At 67.9% G+C, this 15,954-nt stretch carries 15 protein-coding genes and 1 pseudogene; 9 read left to right on the top strand and 7 right to left on the bottom strand.

Annotated features, from left to right (window positions below; translation table 11 throughout):
• Positions 1–18: 18 nt before the first annotated feature.
• A pseudogene (locus tag ACM9NP_RS11600) lies at positions 19–1,128 on the bottom strand (glycerol-3-phosphate dehydrogenase/oxidase); the annotation flags it as partial.
• A gap of 472 nt (positions 1,129–1,600) precedes the next feature.
• Between ACM9NP_RS11600 and ACM9NP_RS11605 the strand changes: the two are divergent.
• Positions 1,601–3,973, top strand: a complete 2,373-nt coding sequence (locus tag ACM9NP_RS11605) for a S8 family serine peptidase (protein ID WP_415646666.1) — start codon at positions 1,601–1,603, stop codon at positions 3,971–3,973.
• Between the two features lie 704 nt (positions 3,974–4,677).
• Positions 4,678–5,328, top strand: a complete 651-nt coding sequence (locus tag ACM9NP_RS11610) for a metal-sensitive transcriptional repressor family protein (RefSeq protein ID WP_415646667.1) — start codon at positions 4,678–4,680, stop codon at positions 5,326–5,328.
• A 21-nt stretch (positions 5,329–5,349) separates the two neighbouring features.
• On the opposite strand, the gene ACM9NP_RS11615 is transcribed toward ACM9NP_RS11610, so the two are convergent.
• On the bottom strand, positions 5,350–5,733 hold the full coding sequence (locus tag ACM9NP_RS11615; RefSeq protein WP_415646668.1) for a VOC family protein: 384 nt from the start codon (positions 5,731–5,733) through the stop codon (positions 5,350–5,352).
• 192 nt (positions 5,734–5,925) lie between these two features.
• On the opposite strand from ACM9NP_RS11615, the gene ACM9NP_RS11620 reads away from it, so the two are divergent.
• Positions 5,926–6,555 (top strand): helix-turn-helix domain-containing protein, encoded by a 630-nt coding sequence (locus ACM9NP_RS11620; protein ID WP_415646669.1) that lies wholly within the window; start codon positions 5,926–5,928, stop codon positions 6,553–6,555.
• 8 nt (positions 6,556–6,563) lie between these two features.
• A complete protein-coding gene (locus ACM9NP_RS11625) occupies positions 6,564–7,040 on the top strand; it encodes a hypothetical protein (RefSeq protein WP_415646670.1) in 477 nt (158 codons plus the stop codon).
• Between the two features lie 186 nt (positions 7,041–7,226).
• Here ACM9NP_RS11625 and ACM9NP_RS11630 read toward each other — a convergent pair whose 3' ends face one another.
• Both ACM9NP_RS11630 and ACM9NP_RS11635 read right to left on the bottom strand, forming a co-directional pair.
• Entirely contained in the window at positions 7,227–8,381 is a 1,155-nt protein-coding gene (locus ACM9NP_RS11630; protein ID WP_415646671.1) for a trypsin-like serine peptidase, read from the bottom strand.
• Positions 8,382–8,492: 111 nt separating this feature from the next.
• On the bottom strand, positions 8,493–10,223 hold the full coding sequence (locus ACM9NP_RS11635) for an NAD-binding protein (protein WP_415646672.1): 1,731 nt from the start codon (positions 10,221–10,223) through the stop codon (positions 8,493–8,495).
• Between the two features lie 364 nt (positions 10,224–10,587).
• Between ACM9NP_RS11635 and ACM9NP_RS11640 the strand changes: the two genes are divergently transcribed.
• Positions 10,588–10,890 carry a hypothetical protein gene (locus tag ACM9NP_RS11640; protein ID WP_415646673.1) on the top strand — a complete coding sequence of 101 codons (303 nt, stop codon included), beginning with the start codon at positions 10,588–10,590 and terminating at the stop codon, positions 10,888–10,890.
• Positions 10,891–10,976: 86 nt separating this feature from the next.
• On the opposite strand, the gene ACM9NP_RS11645 is transcribed toward ACM9NP_RS11640, so the two are convergent.
• Both ACM9NP_RS11645 and ACM9NP_RS11650 read right to left on the bottom strand, forming a co-directional pair.
• The gene (locus ACM9NP_RS11645; protein ID WP_415646674.1) at positions 10,977–12,080 is read right to left on the bottom strand and encodes an ABC transporter ATP-binding protein; all 1,104 of its coding nucleotides are present in this window, start codon (positions 12,078–12,080) and stop codon (positions 10,977–10,979) included.
• 180 nt (positions 12,081–12,260) lie between these two features.
• On the bottom strand, positions 12,261–12,599 hold the full coding sequence (locus tag ACM9NP_RS11650; RefSeq protein WP_415646675.1) for a DUF1801 domain-containing protein: 339 nt from the start codon (positions 12,597–12,599) through the stop codon (positions 12,261–12,263).
• Here ACM9NP_RS11650 and ACM9NP_RS11655 point away from each other — a divergent pair.
• The 4 genes from ACM9NP_RS11655 to ACM9NP_RS11670 all read left to right on the top strand — a co-directional run bounded on the left by ACM9NP_RS11655 (position 12,589) and on the right by ACM9NP_RS11670 (position 15,279).
• Positions 12,589–13,950 (top strand): FAD-binding oxidoreductase, encoded by a 1,362-nt coding sequence (locus tag ACM9NP_RS11655; protein WP_415646711.1) that lies wholly within the window; start codon positions 12,589–12,591, stop codon positions 13,948–13,950. The genes ACM9NP_RS11650 and ACM9NP_RS11655 overlap by 11 nt on opposite strands.
• Positions 13,951–14,334 carry a hypothetical protein gene (locus ACM9NP_RS11660; RefSeq protein WP_415646676.1) on the top strand — a complete coding sequence of 128 codons (384 nt, stop codon included), beginning with the start codon at positions 13,951–13,953 and terminating at the stop codon, positions 14,332–14,334. It abuts the gene before it with no gap.
• Positions 14,335–14,449: 115 nt separating this feature from the next.
• Positions 14,450–14,842 (top strand): hypothetical protein, encoded by a 393-nt coding sequence (locus ACM9NP_RS11665; RefSeq protein WP_415646677.1) that lies wholly within the window; start codon positions 14,450–14,452, stop codon positions 14,840–14,842.
• Between the two features lie 26 nt (positions 14,843–14,868).
• Positions 14,869–15,279 carry a hypothetical protein gene (locus ACM9NP_RS11670; protein ID WP_415646678.1) on the top strand — a complete coding sequence of 137 codons (411 nt, stop codon included), beginning with the start codon at positions 14,869–14,871 and terminating at the stop codon, positions 15,277–15,279.
• Between the two features lie 89 nt (positions 15,280–15,368).
• On the opposite strand, the gene ACM9NP_RS11675 is transcribed toward ACM9NP_RS11670, so the two are convergent.
• Positions 15,369–15,908: a P-loop NTPase family protein gene (locus ACM9NP_RS11675; protein WP_415646679.1), complete on the bottom strand. Its 540-nt coding sequence runs from the start codon at positions 15,906–15,908 to the stop codon at positions 15,369–15,371.
• Between the last annotated feature and the right edge of the window lie 46 nt (positions 15,909–15,954).

Here is a 15,954-nt window from a genome sequence, read left to right on the forward strand (position 1 = left end):
CGCCTGGTTCACGGCGTNGCGCGCCATGATCCGATAGGTCGTGAACTTGCCGCCGGTCACGATCAACAGCCCCAACATCGGCTCGACGACGGCGTGCTCGCGGGACAGGGCGGACGTGTCCTCGTCCTCGCCGGACAGCAACGGTCGCAGTCCGGCGTAGACACCCTCCACATCGTCTATCGACAGTGGTTTGTCGAGGGAGCGGTTGACGAGTTCGAGGAGGTACGCGACGTCGATCGCGGACGCCGCCGGATGGTCCCGGTTGAGGGCCCAATCCGTGTCGGTCGTCCCGATGATCCAGTGGCCGCCCCACGGAAGGATGAACAGAACGCTGGAGGCGGTGCGCAGAATGACGGCGCTGTCGCCCGAGATGGCGCTGCGCCGGACGACGAGATGCACGCCCTTGCTCGCGCGCACCCGAAGGCCCACTTTGGAACCGAGCATTTCCGTCAGGTCGTTGCTCCACACACCCGTGGCGGCGATGACGGTCGTGGCGGAGATGTCGAACTCCTCGCCACTCTCGAGATCGCGCACGCGCGCGCCCGTCACCTGGCGGGCGTCCCGGTTCAAGCCGACGACGCGCGTCGATGTCGCGACGGCGACCCCATAGGACGCCGCGGTGCGGGCGAGCGTGACGACGAAACGGGCGTCGTCGGTCTGCGCGTCGTAGTACTGAACCGCGCCGGTGAGCCCGTCGCCGTCGAGACCCGGGAAGACCCGCCGTGTGGCCTTCTTGGACAGATGTCGGTGGCGGGGCAGTCCGCCACCCTTTCCGAGGGTGGCCGCGAGCGTGTCGTACAGCGCCAGACCGGCGCCGTAGTAGGCGCGCTGCCAGACCCGCCCGTACAGGGGTGCCAGGAAGGGCAACGGCCGCACCAGATGCGGGGCGAGGCGACGGCTCAGCAGATCGCGTTCGGTGAGCGCTTCGTGAACAAGCCCGAATTCGAACTGCTCGAGGTACCGGAGACCGCCGTGGATGAGCTTGCTGGAACGGCTCGACGTCCCGGCCGCGAAGTCACGCGCCTCGACGAGGGCGACCTTCAGCCCACGGCTGGCCGCGTCCAACGCGGCCCCCGTGCCGGTGACACCGCCGCCGATGACGAGCACGTCGAAATGCTCATCGCGCATGCGGTCCAGGTCGTCCGCGCGTCGCCGCGCGGAGAGCTCGCCGGCCGTGTTTCGGGAAACGCTCGGGTTGCTTCGCACACCGTTTACCGTAGCCGCTGCCGTCCCCTTGGCGAAGGTTCGCCATGTCACTCGGGAGGAGCACGGTCGCGAACGGGCTACCCAGGGCGAGTTCGGACCCGCTTTGAGGTGGGTGTTCGCCTCGAAGTTCGACGCGAGCCGAGGAAGATCACGGCTGGGTGGGACGGCGCATCACTGGGGCGTTACCGGAAGGGGCGGTCTCCGCGGCGATACGGCGCCCTGACGGACTGCGCGACCTCCAGCCGGACAGCCGTGCCCGCGCGTCGATCGAACCCGGAAGTGTTGCTGTCAGGCGGTTTCGCGCACCGGTGGACCCGCGAATCGTCGCGGCCCGAAGGTTTCTCCGGGTGTTTCTCGGATGGGCGCGAGACCGGCCGGGCCATAGACTTGCCCCGTGAATGAGGGTGCTCAACAGCAGTCAACGGCCGCGCCGAGTTCGTCCGCCTGGAAGGCGGTGGCACTCGCCTACGCGATCGTCGTCGGCTTCGCGATCGTGTTGCTCGCGATCGTCGGCGCCGCGGCGGAGTGGGTCATCGCACAGGCCGCGTTCGTGGCCGACCAGCCGTGGACGGGGCCGATCACGTGGACGCTCACCGCCATCGCCGCGGTTCTCGCGCTGTTGTTGGCGGCGCCGTTGCTGTTCGCTCGACTGTCTCCCGCGCTGCGCGGCGTCGGGACGGCGTGGGTGACGGCCGCAGCGATCATGGCGGTGTTCGCGGCATCCCGGCTCGCGCCGTTGCCGACGGACCAGGTGACGCTCCTGTTGCAGGCGGCTGGATTCGCCGTCATCGCGATCGTCGGCTGGTTCCTGGGGCGCCGAACCGGCAGAGCCAGGTGGACTGGACAACGTCGTTCCCCTGGCGCGGTGGGGCTCGGGCTGTGCGTCGGCGGTCTCGCCCTGCTCCCGTGGCCGTTCCTGTCGTCACTGGGTGATCCGGCGGACCTCGCGATCGGGCTCGTGACGGCGGCGGCGTTCGCCGGGTGCGCGGGCGTCGTGTTCGGTGACCGGTTCTGGGCCCGATTCGCCGAGTCCTCAACGGTCGTGCGCGTTCTCGGGGGCGGAACGGCCGTGGCCGTCGGTCTGGTGCCGCTGTCCGGCGCCGTCGGGGCGACGGGTGTGACACTGCTGCCGATGTTGATCCTGCCCGCCCTCGGGTACGCGATCGCCGCGCTCGTGACCCGAACTGACGCCACGGGGCGGATCGTCGCGGCCGTCGTCGGTCCCGCCGTCGCCGGGCCGCTGCTGTTCACGGACGCGGACGAGTTCCTGCCGTTGGTGTTCGGGCCCGAGCACACCTCGTGGCAACCGTTCGCGATCGGCGCGTCCATTGTGATCGCTTGGCTCGCGGGAGCCGCCTTGACGTGGCAGGGCCGCCGGTGGTCCGCGATTCCGGCCGTCGCGGCGGGCTGCGCCATCGTCGTCGCGGCAGGCGTCGGCGCCGTGTACTCCTTCAGCCAGCCCGGTTTCCACGGCGAGGAGCTGTTCGTCGTCCTCGACGAGCAGGCGGATCTATCCGGCGTGGAGGGCACGCGGACCGAACGCCTGACAATCGTCCATGATCGACTCAAGACCACCGCCGAACGCACCCAGGAACCACTCCGGGCGGAACTCGACCGGCGCGGCATCGCGTACACGCCCATGTACCTCGTCAACGCCTTGCGCGTGGACGCCTCGATCCTGGCCCGGGACTGGATCGCCGATCGCGACGACGTCCGCACCGTCCTCGTCAACCCGCGAAACCGGCCGTCCCGGGTGACCCCGGCGCCGATCACCGGTCACGCCATGACGGACCAGCCCACCGTGCAACCGAACATCGACCAGATCGGCGCGCCCGTGGCCTGGGAGCGGGGCGTGACCGGCGACGGCATCACTATCGGCATCCCGGACTCCGGGGTCGACGCGCGACACCCGGCGCTCGCCTCGGCGTATCGCGGCGGGGACGACTCCTGGGCGGACCCGGTCAACGGAACGACGAGCCCCATCGACCCGAACGGCCACGGAACACACGTGGCGGGCATCGCCGTCGGCTCGGACGGCATCGGTGTCGCGCCGGACGCGACGTGGATGGGCTGCGCGAACCTGCCCCGCAACGCGGGCAACCCGGCGGACTATGTGGAATGTCTACAGTTCATGCTGGCCCCGTACGCGCCGGGAGAGGACCCGTTCTCCGACGGGGATCCGACTCGGGCGCCGCACATCGTGTCGAACTCGTGGGGCTGCCCCGGTATCGAGGGTTGCGCGGGTGACGTGTTCGGGCAGGCGATCGCGGCGTTCGACGCGGCCGGAGTGTTCTTCGTCGTCGCCGCGGGAAACAGCGGGCCGGCCTGCGGTTCGGCGGACACCGAACCGGTCGGCTACCCGGACGCCTTCGCGGTGGGCGCGGTCGATGGCTCGGACCGCGTCACGTCCTTCTCGAGTCGTGGCCCGGCGACCGTCGACGGGGTCCAGGTCTCGAAACCCGACATCGCGGCGCCGGGCCAGGACACGGCAGGCGGGGCGGGCATCCTTTCGGCGCTTCCCGGCGACGGTTACGGACGCTTGCCCGGCACGTCCATGGCGGCGCCGCACGTCGCGGGGGTTGTCGCGCTGCTGTGGTCGGCCGATCCGGAACTGCTCGGCGATCCGGCCGCCACCAGGGAACTGCTGCGGGACACCGCGAGTCCGATCAACGAGGAAGGACTGACCGGTTGCGTCGACCCCGAGTCGGCCGCGGGGGCGGGCATAGTGGACGTCGCGGCGGCACTGGCCGCGCGCGGCCTCGGCTGACGAGTCCGTCCATCGCCCGCCCGACGGAATCACCCGATTCCCCAAGCGGTGCCCCTGGGCACCACGGCTTGGTGGGGCGTCATGCCGAGTGGCCAGAGACTTACGGCTTGGCGGGGCGTACGAGCGGACCTGTCCGTCTCTGCTGGGTGGCCCGAGACTTTTCGGCTTGGTGGGGCGGCGTACGGGGCCGCGACCCGAACCACCGAACAGGAAGAGAGACCCACCAAGCCGCAGAAGGCGACCACGTCCAGGCCACAAACTCGCGCAGTCGACCGGGTTTCCTCCGGTAGGGCGGTGGCCCGGTCCCCCGGCTTGGAGGGGCTCGACCACCGTCACCGCAGAAAGACACACCCCCGTACATCGCCTCGCCAAGCCGAAAGTCTGCGGCCACCCGGCGAGGACGACAATGACCGCCTGCCGGTCCGCCGCAACAGACCGGCGACTGGGCAGCTGAGCTGGGTCGGCCCCTCAATCTCGACGAGTGCCCTTCTGTTGACTGCCAAAGATTCCCGGTGGGAGCCGGGTGGCCAGAGACTTACGGCTTGGTGGGGCGGCGTACGGAGCCGCAACACGAACCGCCAAACAGGAAGGGAGACCCACCAAGCCGCAGAAGACGGCCACGAGCAAGAACGGGGGACCACAGCGACGGGCCGCGCGGATCGTCGAGGGTTGGCGGACGCGACGTCCGGTATCGTCAACTATCGATGCCTACTGTGCCCGGTCCGCCCTTGGTGGTCCGCATCGAGTCCCGCCTCGCCGCCCCGGTGACCGTCGCCGCCATCGCCTCGGTCCCCGCGGTGTTCCTGGCGGCGTGGGGGAACGGCACGTGGGCGACCGTCGGCTTCGTGGTGGACTGGATCGCGGCCGGGGTGCTGTGGTTCGAGTGGCTGATTCTGTTCGTCCTGTCGACCGACCGACTCGGCTGGCTCAAGCGTCATAAATGGACGTGTGCGGTCGCGTTGTTGTCGGTTCCGGCGGTGCTCTTCACGCTCGGACCCGCGCAGTTGTTGAGGCTGGCCTTCGTCGTCGGGACGCTTCGCGTGATGCGCGTTCGGCGGATCGTCACGGCGGCCCGCGTAGTCAATCGAAGGCTGGAGCCACGGCGCGGTGTCCAGTGGTTGCTGTACGGATTCACCTTCGTGGTCTCGGGCCTGTTCGTCGCCGTCCTGTTGCTGGACCCGAACGGCGAGACCTGGTTGGCCGTCGAACTCGTCGCGCACCACGTCGGTTTCGTTCCGGCGGTCGTCCTGACCGGAATCGCCACCGCGACGGGGGCGGTCTACTGGTGGACGCATCGACGCACGAGTGAGAAGCGCGGATACGCCGCACACGTCGAGGGTGACCAGGAAGCATGACCTGGACACCACGGCACGCCCCTACCGACGCTGGATGAAGTCCCAGCGATTGCCGTACGCGTCGGCGAAGACGACGACCTTGCCGTACACCTCGTCCCGAACGGGACCTTCGAAGGTGACGCCGCCCGCTCGGAAGCGCTCGTAGTCGGCGTCGAAGTCGTCGGTGTACAGGAAGAACGCGACGCGTCCGCCCGCCGGAGAACCGATCGCGGCGCGCTGCGCGGCCGTCGTCGCCGGAGCGAGGAGGAGCCGGGCCCCACCGGGGCCGGGCTCGACGACGACCCATCGCTTCCCCTCGCCGAGCGGCGTGTCCTCCACGAGGGTGAAGCCGAGGTCGTTGACGTAGTGCTGGATCGCCGTGTCGTAGTCGTCGACAACGAGCGTGATCATTCCGAGAGTCGCCACGCGACGATCTTGCCCGATCGCCGACGCCCGTCCTCGCCCTCCCCACCCGCCTCACCAGTGCCCGCGGAGAGAAACGCAACACGACAGTTCGTCTCGTTACCCAGCAGATCGGCTGCGGCGGCCTCGCACGACCTGAGATAGTGAGACAAACTTTTGCAAGCGTTTTGCTTGCAATTGCTAGCGAATCGACCTATGGTCGAGAACATGGCCGAAAGAGATATCGGAACGTTCATTCGCGACATGCGGCGCAACGCGAAGGTGTCGCTGCGGCAGCTCGCCGACCAGGCGGGCGTCTCCAACCCATACCTCAGCCAGATCGAGCGCGGGCTGCGCAAACCCAGCGCCGAGGTACTTCAGCAGATCGCCAACGCGTTGAAGGTCTCGACGCCGTTGATGTACCTGCGAGCCGGACTGCTGAACCAGAAGGACGGGCCCGGCGCTCTCGCCGCGATCGCCGCCGACACGGGCCTGACGACCCGGCAGAAGCAGACGCTGACCGAGATCTACGAGGCGTTCCGTCGCGAGAACATTCGCAACGAGGGAACCGATCTCGATGACGACCCCGACGCTGACGTCGTGGTCACCGATCAGGACGTGGCGGAGGCCGCCGACGACATCGCGGCGGAACTGCACGTCACACCCGAAACCACACCGGCTTCCGACGACGCCGAGCCCGAACCGACGAAAGCCGATTCGGCCGCACCGGCGCCGGAAGCCCCCGAGACGACCACTCCCGTGACGCCGACGGCGTCGAGGGCGGGGCGGGCCAGGGCACGCAAGCGCAACGTCGCGCGCCCGACGAACACCGACAGCACCGAGTAGGAGATGACATGACCACCACACCGAAGCTTCCAGGTCCTCTGTACGCGGCGGCCGGCGCGGGCGACGCCGTCGTCGAGCAGCTGAAGAAGATCCCGGCCAAGCTCGACGAACTCCGCAACAAGTCCAAGATGGATGAACACGTGGAGGCCGTTCGCGACGGCATCATGGACCGCATCGAGACCTTGCGCAATCTCGACGGCGAGACGGTCAAGAAGACCGCGTCCGACACGGCCGCCTCGCTGAGCGAGAAGGCCAAGGAGGCGCGGGAGAAGGCCGCCGACACGTACGCCGAGCTGGTGGAGCGCGGGGAGCGCGTCGCCGCCGGTGAGCGCAGCCCGATCAGGGTCATCGCGACGATCACGGGCAAGCACGACGAGCCGCAGACCGACCCGGTCGAGGCCGAGCTTCTCCCGGAGACGAAGAAGCCCGCGGCCAAGAAGGCCACGCGGAAGCCGGCCGCCAAGAAGGCGACCGCGAAGAAGTAGTACGGATAGAGGTTCCGGTCATGGGGCTTCCACAGTCGAAGCCACGCTGACCGGAACCTCTACGAGTTCAAGGGCGCCGCCTGCATCGCAGGCGNCGCCCTTGCGTGGTGACGCGATATAGCCCCCCGGAAATGCCGCGCCCCACGTGTGACGGATGGCGGCCTGTGCCCCGGCCGCCGAGCCGTCTTAGAGTAGTCCGTTGAGCATCGAGATCAGGCGATCCGAGCGGACGCCCGAGTTCGGGCACCCTCCGAAGTGGTGCAGCGCGATGACCTCGTGCGTTTCCCGCGACAGGACCGGTGATCCGGAGGAACCGAACTCGGTGTCGCAGTGGTAGGAGACGTCCGAGTCCGTCGCGTAGCCGTCGAAGGTCGGGTCGTCGACTCGACAGGAACCGCCCTCCACATCGGAGTTGAGTGCGATCTGAGTCGGTGCGCCGCCTGGGTTCTGCGGGATGTACAGCTTCTCGCCGGCCTTCGCCTGCCGGTTCGCGAGTTTGAGCGAACCGAACTTCTCGATGGCGTTGAAGTCGTCGACGCTGAAGAGCGTGAAGTCGTAGGTGCGGTCGGTGGCGAAGACCTTGTCGCCCCGGACCTTGACCGGCTGTTCGACGCCGGCGCCACCGCAGGTGGGACACCGGTAGTTGAACCAGACTTCGGTGCTGCGAGCCGTGGTCGTGGAGTCGAAGCAGTGGTTGTTCGTCAGCATCCGGTTGTTCTCGCCGACGCGGAACGCCGTGCACAGGGTGGTGCCGTTGATGAGGAGCCGGGCCACCGGATCCGCGTTGGCGTAGATCTTGGGTTCACTTTCGCGGTAGCACTCCGCGTCGAGTTGGTCGTCTCCGCCGCACAGGCTCTCGGGGCGCCGATCGTCTCGCTCTGCCATCTCCTCGGGCGTGAAGCTGCGGGCGACCTTGTCGATCTGCGCACCGACCGCGCCGACAGCGGTCGACGCGACCCCCTTTGTCGTGTGCAGAGTGACGACCGCCGTGTCACCGGTGATCGAGGTCGCCCAGTTCGATTCGAGGCTGCTCTCGTAGCGGTAGCTCTCGGTGCCGTCCGGGTTGGCCACCGTGACGTAGTCGCCGGGGAGCAGCACCAACCGCTCGAAGTGGACCTTGACGTAGTCGGAGCCGGGGTAGTGCAGGACCCGCTCGGGCTGCGCGACCTTGGTCAAGTCGAGGTCGAGGAGCTCGGTGGTGCCGATGTCGAGCGTCCCCGTCGACGCGGACTCGGGCTTCGGACTGACGTCCTCGGCGCCGGCGTCGGCGCCGTATCCGATGAGAAACGGGACCGAGGCGGCGAACAGCCCCAGCGCCACGAAGGTGGCGGTCCGCTTCATGTGGCCTCCTTGTCGTTGCGAATCTCGCTGAATGCCGGTGGGGACGCGCGTTGGTCGCGCCTTCCGTTTTATCAACGAGCCAACAGACGATAAGCCACGCCCTGTGACGGACTAAAAACGAAAATTCTGCGGCGGGACAATGGGCCGCTGCGCCGGTTCCGGCTCCTGCGACACCTTGGCTATATTGACAAGAGTCGATAGGCCGCGCCTGGTGGCGAGCACGAACAACCGGTCGCCCGGGGTCATCACCAGGTTCGGATGCGGAGCCCACATCAGGCCGTTCCCCTTTGACAGGGCCATGACCCGCAGGTGTCCGTCCATGGCGACCTCGCTCACCGGGTGACCATCCAAATCGGATTCCGCTTCGATGGTCACCTCCCCGACGAGCAGCAGGTGTCGGCCGACCGGAATCGAGCCCTTGACGGTTTGATCCGTCATCGCGGCGGCGAACTCGGCCGCGGCGACCCCGGCGACGCTCAACGAGGACAGTCCGAACTTGCGTTGCACCCGCTCGGCGAGATCCGGTTCGAAAAGCCGCAACACGGTCTTCAAGTCGTCGCGCATCTCGCGCGCGTGCAGGGCCGCCTCCAGATTGACGATGTCGTTGCTCGTGACGGCGATCAACGCGCGGCACGTCCGCGCCTGTGCCGACTCGAGCGTCTCCAGCTGGCTCGCGTCGCCGTAGACGACCGGGATGCCCTGGCCCTTCGCGGCGTCGACACCGCGCGACCGCTCGTCCCGTTCGATGGCCACGACGGGCACGCCGAGCGCGTTGAGCTGGGTCGCGATCTGCGTGCCGACATTGCCGAGTCCGACGACGATGACGTGGTCGCTGATCGGACCGCGCAGGCGGCCGGCCTCCATCGCCAGCTTCCGACCGACCATGTTCTCCACTATGGATGCGGTGAAGACGGGGACGAGCAGCACCCCGGCGAAGGACACCAGCGTGTGCGCGAACTTCTCGGCGGCGGGTGCTGCCAGGTCGGGGTCGATGCCGCCGGCCGCCGCGAGCAGCGTGATGTAGACGGCCGTCGCCCACGAGATCGACTTCGTCTGGTCGTACTGGTCGTGGAAGTCCCAGATCAGGAAGGTCCCGGCCGCTATGACGAGCACCAGGAACAGCGTGACGAAACGGAGTTTGCGGTCGAGGATCTCGCGCATCTCGTCCCAGAACCGACTGAACAGCCGTCGAACCCGGTGCCGGGATCGTTCGCCGAGCCGACGCGGACGGCGCGCCGTCGCGGTGATGACCAGGTCGGCGGACACGTCGTCACCGGGAAGCAGGATCTCGCTCTCCGCGGACGAGATGGGCCACACCGGATCGTTGGAACGCGCGGCCTGCGGAGTCGTGACGAAGACCGTCCGATCGCCGATCGAGAGGTAGCGGGGCTCGACCTGCCCCAACGCGGCGGCCACGAAGGAGGGTGTCGCCATCGAGGCGTCGGACAGGAGGACGCAGTCGCCGAGGAGTCCTTCGATCTTGGTGCCGAGGCCGGTGTTGTAGACGCGGACGACGACGCGAATGTCGGTGATCTCCAGGGCTCTCATGGCCGCGTGGATGTTGCCGACGTCGTCCTGCACCATGAGCGCGAGCGCCTTCGCGTGCCCGATGCGGGCGGCGGTGAACGCGTCGGCGTCGAGTTGCTCGTTCTCGACGACGCGCACGGTCGGCACCCGCGAGATCTGCGGGCCGTGGTTGCGGCGCTTCGACGGCAGGATGACCGTGACGGCCTCGTTGTGGCGGTGCACCAGCTCTTCCACGAGCCGAAACGACATGCCGTCATCGCCACAGACGATGACATGATCACGAGACACATTGCGGCGCAGCGATACCGGGGACACGAACTGATCGTAGTGGCACTACGGACGGTAGCCCAAGGCTTCGGTGACTTAGGTCACTAGCGAGTATTAATCATCATAGACACTCCCTTGTCGACAAAAGGTCCGGTGGCGGGGCGTGAACCGACGATCGCGAAACACCAGCCGGGCGCCCCGTTACCCCATAGCTTGACTACGGACGACGACCTGGGGCGACGGAACGACCGGGCGTGCAAGCTGGGCTCCGGTGGACGCGTATCGCTCGACGTCCACCAGGTCCACCAACGCCGTCGTAACGGCGCGGCTCGGCGCGGGCGGGACGGAGAGGGTTCCCAAAACCCGCCCTGGGTCGTTGAAACCGGGACACACGATTGATTGGGGGACTGACATGCGGCACATCACGCGCGCCGCGCTCGGGGCTGGGATTCTCGCCGTCGGGCTGGGGGCCGCGCTGGCGACCGCGCCCGCGGCAGTGGTCGCGTCACCGACGACGGGGGCCGTCATCGGCGCTCGACCGGCGGGAGGGCCGGCGACGGGAGCGGGTACGACGACCGAGGCCGGCGGCGAGGCGGAGATCGCGGAGGCGGGTTCGCCGGGCATGACGGCGGACCTGCTCGGCTCGATCCCGCTCGGCGGGTCCGTCTCGGGCGGGTCGCCCGGCGACCTGGCCGACGTCCGACGCGCACGCTGACGACACGACGGTGCCCCGTCCGAAACCGGACGGGGCACCGTGAACGTTGGGACTCGGGTGGTCAGCTCGACCGCCGAGCGCGACCTCTAGCCGATGCGCAGTCCGCTGTCGGCGTGGAACACGTGCTCACGACCCGGCTCGGGGACGACGTGCACGGTCTCGCCGAGGCCCGGGACGGTCCGGCCGTCGGTCCGGACGACGAACCGCTCGGTGCCCTTGCTGTAGACCGCGTGCCCGTAGACGTACGCGTCCGAACCGAGCTCCTCGACAAGGTCGACCTCGACGGCGATGCCGCCCGAGTCGGCGGTGCCGAGAGTGCAGTCCTCGGGACGAATCCCCAGCGTGATCGACGCCTTCTCGCCGTCGGCGCGGCCCTCGGCGGCGGCTTCGCGGCGCTCGCGCGTCAGCGGGATCGTGACGTCGCCGAACTGCGCGCCCTCCTCGGTGAGCTCGACGGTCTTGATGTTCATCGCGGGGGAACCGATGAAGCCGGCGACGAAGACGTTCGCGGGCTCGTCGTAGAGCTTGCGCGGGGTGTCGACCTGCTGCAACAGGCCGTCCTTCAGCACGGCTACGCGGTGACCCATCGTCTGCGCCTCGACCTGGTCGTGCGTGACGTACACGGTCGTCACTTCGAGGCGCTTCTGGAGAGAGGCGATCTGCGAACGGGTCTGCACCCGGAGCTTGGCGTCCAAGTTGGACAGTGGCTCGTCCATGAGGAAGACCTGGGGCTGACGCACGATCGCGCGACCCATCGCGACCCGCTGACGCTGACCACCGGAGAGCGCCTTCGGCTTGCGGCTGAGGTACTCCTCGAGGTCGAGCAGCTTCGCCGCCTCGAGGACCCGCTCACGGATCTCGGCCCGGGGGGTGCGGCGGAGCTTCAACGCGAACGCCATGTTGTCGAAGACGGTCATGTGCGGGTACAGCGCGTAGTTCTGGAAGACCATCGCGATGTCGCGCGCCTTCGGGGGCAGGTTCGACACGTCGGTGTCGTTGATGAAGATCGAACCCTGGTCGACGTCTTCGAGGCCGGCGAGCATGCGCAGGCTGGTCGACTTTCCGCAGCCCGAGGGGCCGACGAGAACGAGGAATTCACCATCCTGGATTTCCAGGTCGAGCTTGTCGACGGCGGGCTTGGCGGTTCCGGGGTAGATCCGCGAGGCACCCTTGTAGGTGACCGTAGCCATTGTGTGTCCTTCCACCGGCAGGAACGTGCCGGACGATCCGAGTAGAAAGCACCACGACGAGAGCCGGGGGGCTGCGTCACACCGTAACGTCGCTCGCCCGCTTTGCCAAGACCCTCGTACCGGGAAAGAACCACCGCTCACCAACCGTGAACGTCAGGTCGCGTCCGCGCACCGCGAGACTCAGCAGACCGGCCCGGTCGTCGCGGCCGTCGCTCGCAGCAGTCTGCGGACCAGATCGAAGTCGATCTTCGACGGATTGCGGAACCGAAGACAACCCTTGCCCATGTCGTGCCCGGCGAGCTCGGCGGCGAAATCGGCGCAGACGTCCGTGCGAACGACATAGATCGAGATGTACCGCTTCTGACTGGCGAACCCGAACTCGGCCGTCCCGTCGCGCAGGTAACCGGGCATCCCGTAACCCATGACCTCCTCGAAACCGACGAGTTCCTCCCGACACAACGCCCGAAGCCGTTCCCGGGGTCCTCGCGAATCGGGTCTCCGTGGCAGTATTCGGCACATGCTCGAACGACTCCGGGCCGCGCTGCCCCCCAACGCCGTCCTCACCGACCCGGACATCCTCGCCACGCACGCCCGAGACGAGGCCGGCCTGTGCGAAGCGGGAACGCCCGCCGTCCTCGTGCGGCCGGAGAACACCGAGCAGGTGGCCGCGGTCATCCGCGTCGCCGCCGAGACCGGCACCCCCGTCGTCACGCAGGGAGCCCGCACCGGTCTGTCCGGCGCGGCGAACGCGATCGACGGTTGCGTCCTGCTGTCCACACAGGCGATGAACAAGATCATCGAGATCGACCCGGTCAACCGGATCGCCGTGGTTCAACCGGGCGTCGTCAACGCCGCGGTCTCACGCGCCGCCGCCGAACACGGGCTGCGTTACGCCCCCGATCCCGGTTCGTTCGAATCGTCGACGATCGGCGGAAACGTCGCCACCAACGCCGGCGGCATGTGCTGCGTGAAGTACGGCGTCACCACCGAGTACGTCCTGGAGCTCGAGGTCGTACTCGCCTCCGGGGAGGTCATGACCTGTGGGCGACGCACCGCCAAGGGCGTCGCCGGCTACGACCTCGTCCGCCTCTTCTGCGGGAGCGAAGGCACGCTCGGCGTCATCACCCGAATCGTCCTGAAACTGCAGCCGATCCCGCGTCAGGCGTTGACGCTTGCGGCCGTCTTCCCGTCCACCACGGACGCCGGAGCGGCCGTCACCGCCATCACGGCCGCCGGATCGGTGCCGAGCCTGCTCGAACTGATCGACGACGTCCACTTGCGAGCCATTGAGGACTACCGACCGATGGGACTCGACACGAGCGCGGCCGCACTATTGTTGGCGGCCAGTGATTCCGGTGTCGAGGCCGACCTCGACGAGATCGCCGCACTGTGCGAGGAAGCGGGCGCGACCGAGGTGTACCGAGCGACCGACGCGACGGAGGCCGACGCGCTGCTCGCGGCCCGTCGTCTGGCCTACCCCGCGATCGAACGTCTCGGCACGGTCATCGTCGACGACGTGGCGGTGCCTCGCTCCCGACTCGCCGAGGCGCTCGACGGAGTCGCCGCCACCGCGCGTCGACACGGCGTCAAGATCGGCGTCATCGCGCACGCGGGCGACGGAAACCTCCACCCGAACATCATCGTCGACAGCGCCGACCCGGACAGCGTGTCCGCCGGGCGCGCCGCCTTCGACGACATCATGCGGATGGCCCTGGACATGGGCGGCACCTGCACGGGCGAACACGGTGTCGGCCTCCTGAAGCGAGACTGGCTCGCCGACGAGGCGGGACCGATCGCGATGGCGGTCCAACGGTCCATCAAGGACGCCTTGGATCCCTTGGGCATCCTCAACCCCGGAAAGGTCCTGTAGTTGGTCGGTCGGCCGTTGACCGTGTTCCTCGCGATTCTTCTCCTGTGGATACAAGCCGTCGTCGCGGGCTTCGTGACTCTCAGCGGTGTACTCGCCGCGATCGGCTCGCGAACGCCCGCGTCGATCACGATCCCGATCATCGCGGTGTGCGTCGCGATCACCACGGTCCTGGCGTACTGCGCCGTCGAATTGGCACGACCGGGCCGCTTGACCGCCTGGATCATCGCCATCGCGACGGAGGTGGCGCTGGTCGTGGCCGCCGTGTTCATCCCCGGCCCGGCCGTGCCCGACCTGGTTCCGACCGCGGTCGTGTGCGGACTGACCGTCGCGGCGCTCGTCGGCTCCGCCGGTCGGACCTGGGCCCGGACCCCGCGCACTTCGTGATCAAGGCGCCTCCGAGTGGAGTTGAAATCGCCCAGACCTATTGACATGTCGACATACCGTGATGTCAATGGCGGACCACACGAGGTCGCCGAAACCCCACGGGAAGAACGACACCATGTCAAAACCGTACGAAATGGAAAAGCCCAGCGTCATCACCCTGGTCCAGGTGATCATGTGGATTCAGGTCGCCCTGCTGGCCATCGCGGTCTGCTCCCTCGGCGCCCTGATGGACCAAGCCGCCAACGCCGGACTCAGCGACGCGCTCGGGATCCTGCTGGTCGTCTACGTGCTGTACGCGATCCTGCTCGTCGTCCTCGTCCTCAACATCGGCAACGGTCGCAAGTGGGCACGCATCACCACCATCGTCCTCGAATGTCTCGCCATCGCCGGACTGCTGCTCAACTCGGGAGCGCAGGGGGCCTGGGCCGTGGTCATCGGCATCATCGTCGCCGCGATCCTGCTCGGCTCGCTCGCCAGCCGCGACGCGGCCGAATGGTGCAGCCGCTGACGGCCCGCGACGACGAGGACGGACCCATGACCGACACCCCACCCGCACCGACGTCCGTCACGACCCTCCGTGTCCTGCTGTGGCTCCAGATCGGCTACGCCGCATTCGATCTCGCGTTCGCGCCCCTACTACGGGACGCACTGCGGAGCGCGTCGCGGGTGCCGGGCTTCACCGAACTCGCCGAGGGTCTCCCCATGACGACGGTGATCATCCAAGGCGTCATCGCGGCGGCGTTGCTCATCACCGCACTAACCCTCCACACACGACATTTGATCGTCGTCGGACTCATGGTCGTCAGTCAGATCGCGACGGTGCTCAACATCGCGCTGATGGACCCGTTCAGTACGGCATGGCTCGCCTACCTCGGGCTGGCCGTCGTGGCACTCGGATGCCTCGGTCACCCCGACACCCGCCGCTGGCTGCGCGAACCCACCTGACCACGAACGCCGGGGGAGGCGACCGATACGGGAGCGGTCACCTCCCCCGACTCGGTTCGCGGAACTCGTTTCCCCGTCCCCGTCGAGTGTCAGTTCGCGCTCAGGGATCGAAGAAAGCCTCGCACCTGTCGGGGGGAACGCAGCCGGACGAGTCGGACGCCGGGCGGGAGATGACGATTCAGGTTGTCTAGCAACCGATTCCTGCTATGTCGCGGGAACCGCCACACGTACCGGTAGAAGTCGAGGTCGAATCGCTCGCGACAACCCGGCAGGTCGTGGATCATCGCGCCCGCCAAGCGACGCCGGGTGATCCGCCAGAGACAACGCCACCGCGCCAGGTCCACGAACACGACCAGTTCGGCTCTCGGCAGGCGAACCGGCAGGGTCGCGTTGTAGTTCCCATCGTGGATCCATCGTGGATTCTCGACGAGCTCGCCAACGGTCGCCGCCCACTCCTCGTCGGACGGACGCACCCAACCCGGCCGCCAGTAGTGCGCGTCGAGATGCACCACCGGGAGCTCGTACCGCCTCCCCAACTCGACCGCCAATGTGGATTTTCCAGCTCCGGAACAGCCGACAACCATGACCCGATCTGCGATCTGAGTCGCGACTTTGCGGCTCGCCTTCACGGCCGACCTCCTTCGGCAGCGTCCGTCCGGCCATTCTCGCTCAAGA

Origin of the sequence: Stackebrandtia soli, assembly GCF_965137155.1 — a bacterium.
Lineage (GTDB): Bacteria > Actinomycetota > Actinomycetes > Mycobacteriales > Micromonosporaceae > Stackebrandtia > Stackebrandtia soli.

What these genes read in the sequence shown, in the direction of transcription:
- ACM9NP_RS11625 (WP_415646670.1), top strand. Translation starts at nt 6,564, where the DNA reads ATGACCACCACACCGAAGCTTCCAGGTCCTCTGTACGCGGCGGCCGGC.
- ACM9NP_RS11610 (WP_415646667.1), top strand. Translation starts at nt 4,678, where the DNA reads ATGCCTACTGTGCCCGGTCCGCCCTTGGTGGTCCGCATCGAGTCCCGC.
- ACM9NP_RS11670 (WP_415646678.1), top strand. Translation starts at nt 14,869, where the DNA reads ATGACCGACACCCCACCCGCACCGACGTCCGTCACGACCCTCCGTGTC.
- ACM9NP_RS11665 (WP_415646677.1), top strand. Translation starts at nt 14,450, where the DNA reads ATGTCAAAACCGTACGAAATGGAAAAGCCCAGCGTCATCACCCTGGTC.
- ACM9NP_RS11645 (WP_415646674.1), bottom strand. Translation starts at nt 12,080, where the DNA reads ATGGCTACGGTCACCTACAAGGGTGCCTCGCGGATCTACCCCGGAACC.
- ACM9NP_RS11630 (WP_415646671.1), bottom strand. Translation starts at nt 8,381, where the DNA reads ATGAAGCGGACCGCCACCTTCGTGGCGCTGGGGCTGTTCGCCGCCTCG.
- ACM9NP_RS11640 (WP_415646673.1), top strand. Translation starts at nt 10,588, where the DNA reads ATGCGGCACATCACGCGCGCCGCGCTCGGGGCTGGGATTCTCGCCGTC.
- ACM9NP_RS11620 (WP_415646669.1), top strand. Translation starts at nt 5,926, where the DNA reads ATGGTCGAGAACATGGCCGAAAGAGATATCGGAACGTTCATTCGCGAC.
- ACM9NP_RS11650 (WP_415646675.1), bottom strand. Translation starts at nt 12,599, where the DNA reads ATGTGCCGAATACTGCCACGGAGACCCGATTCGCGAGGACCCCGGGAA.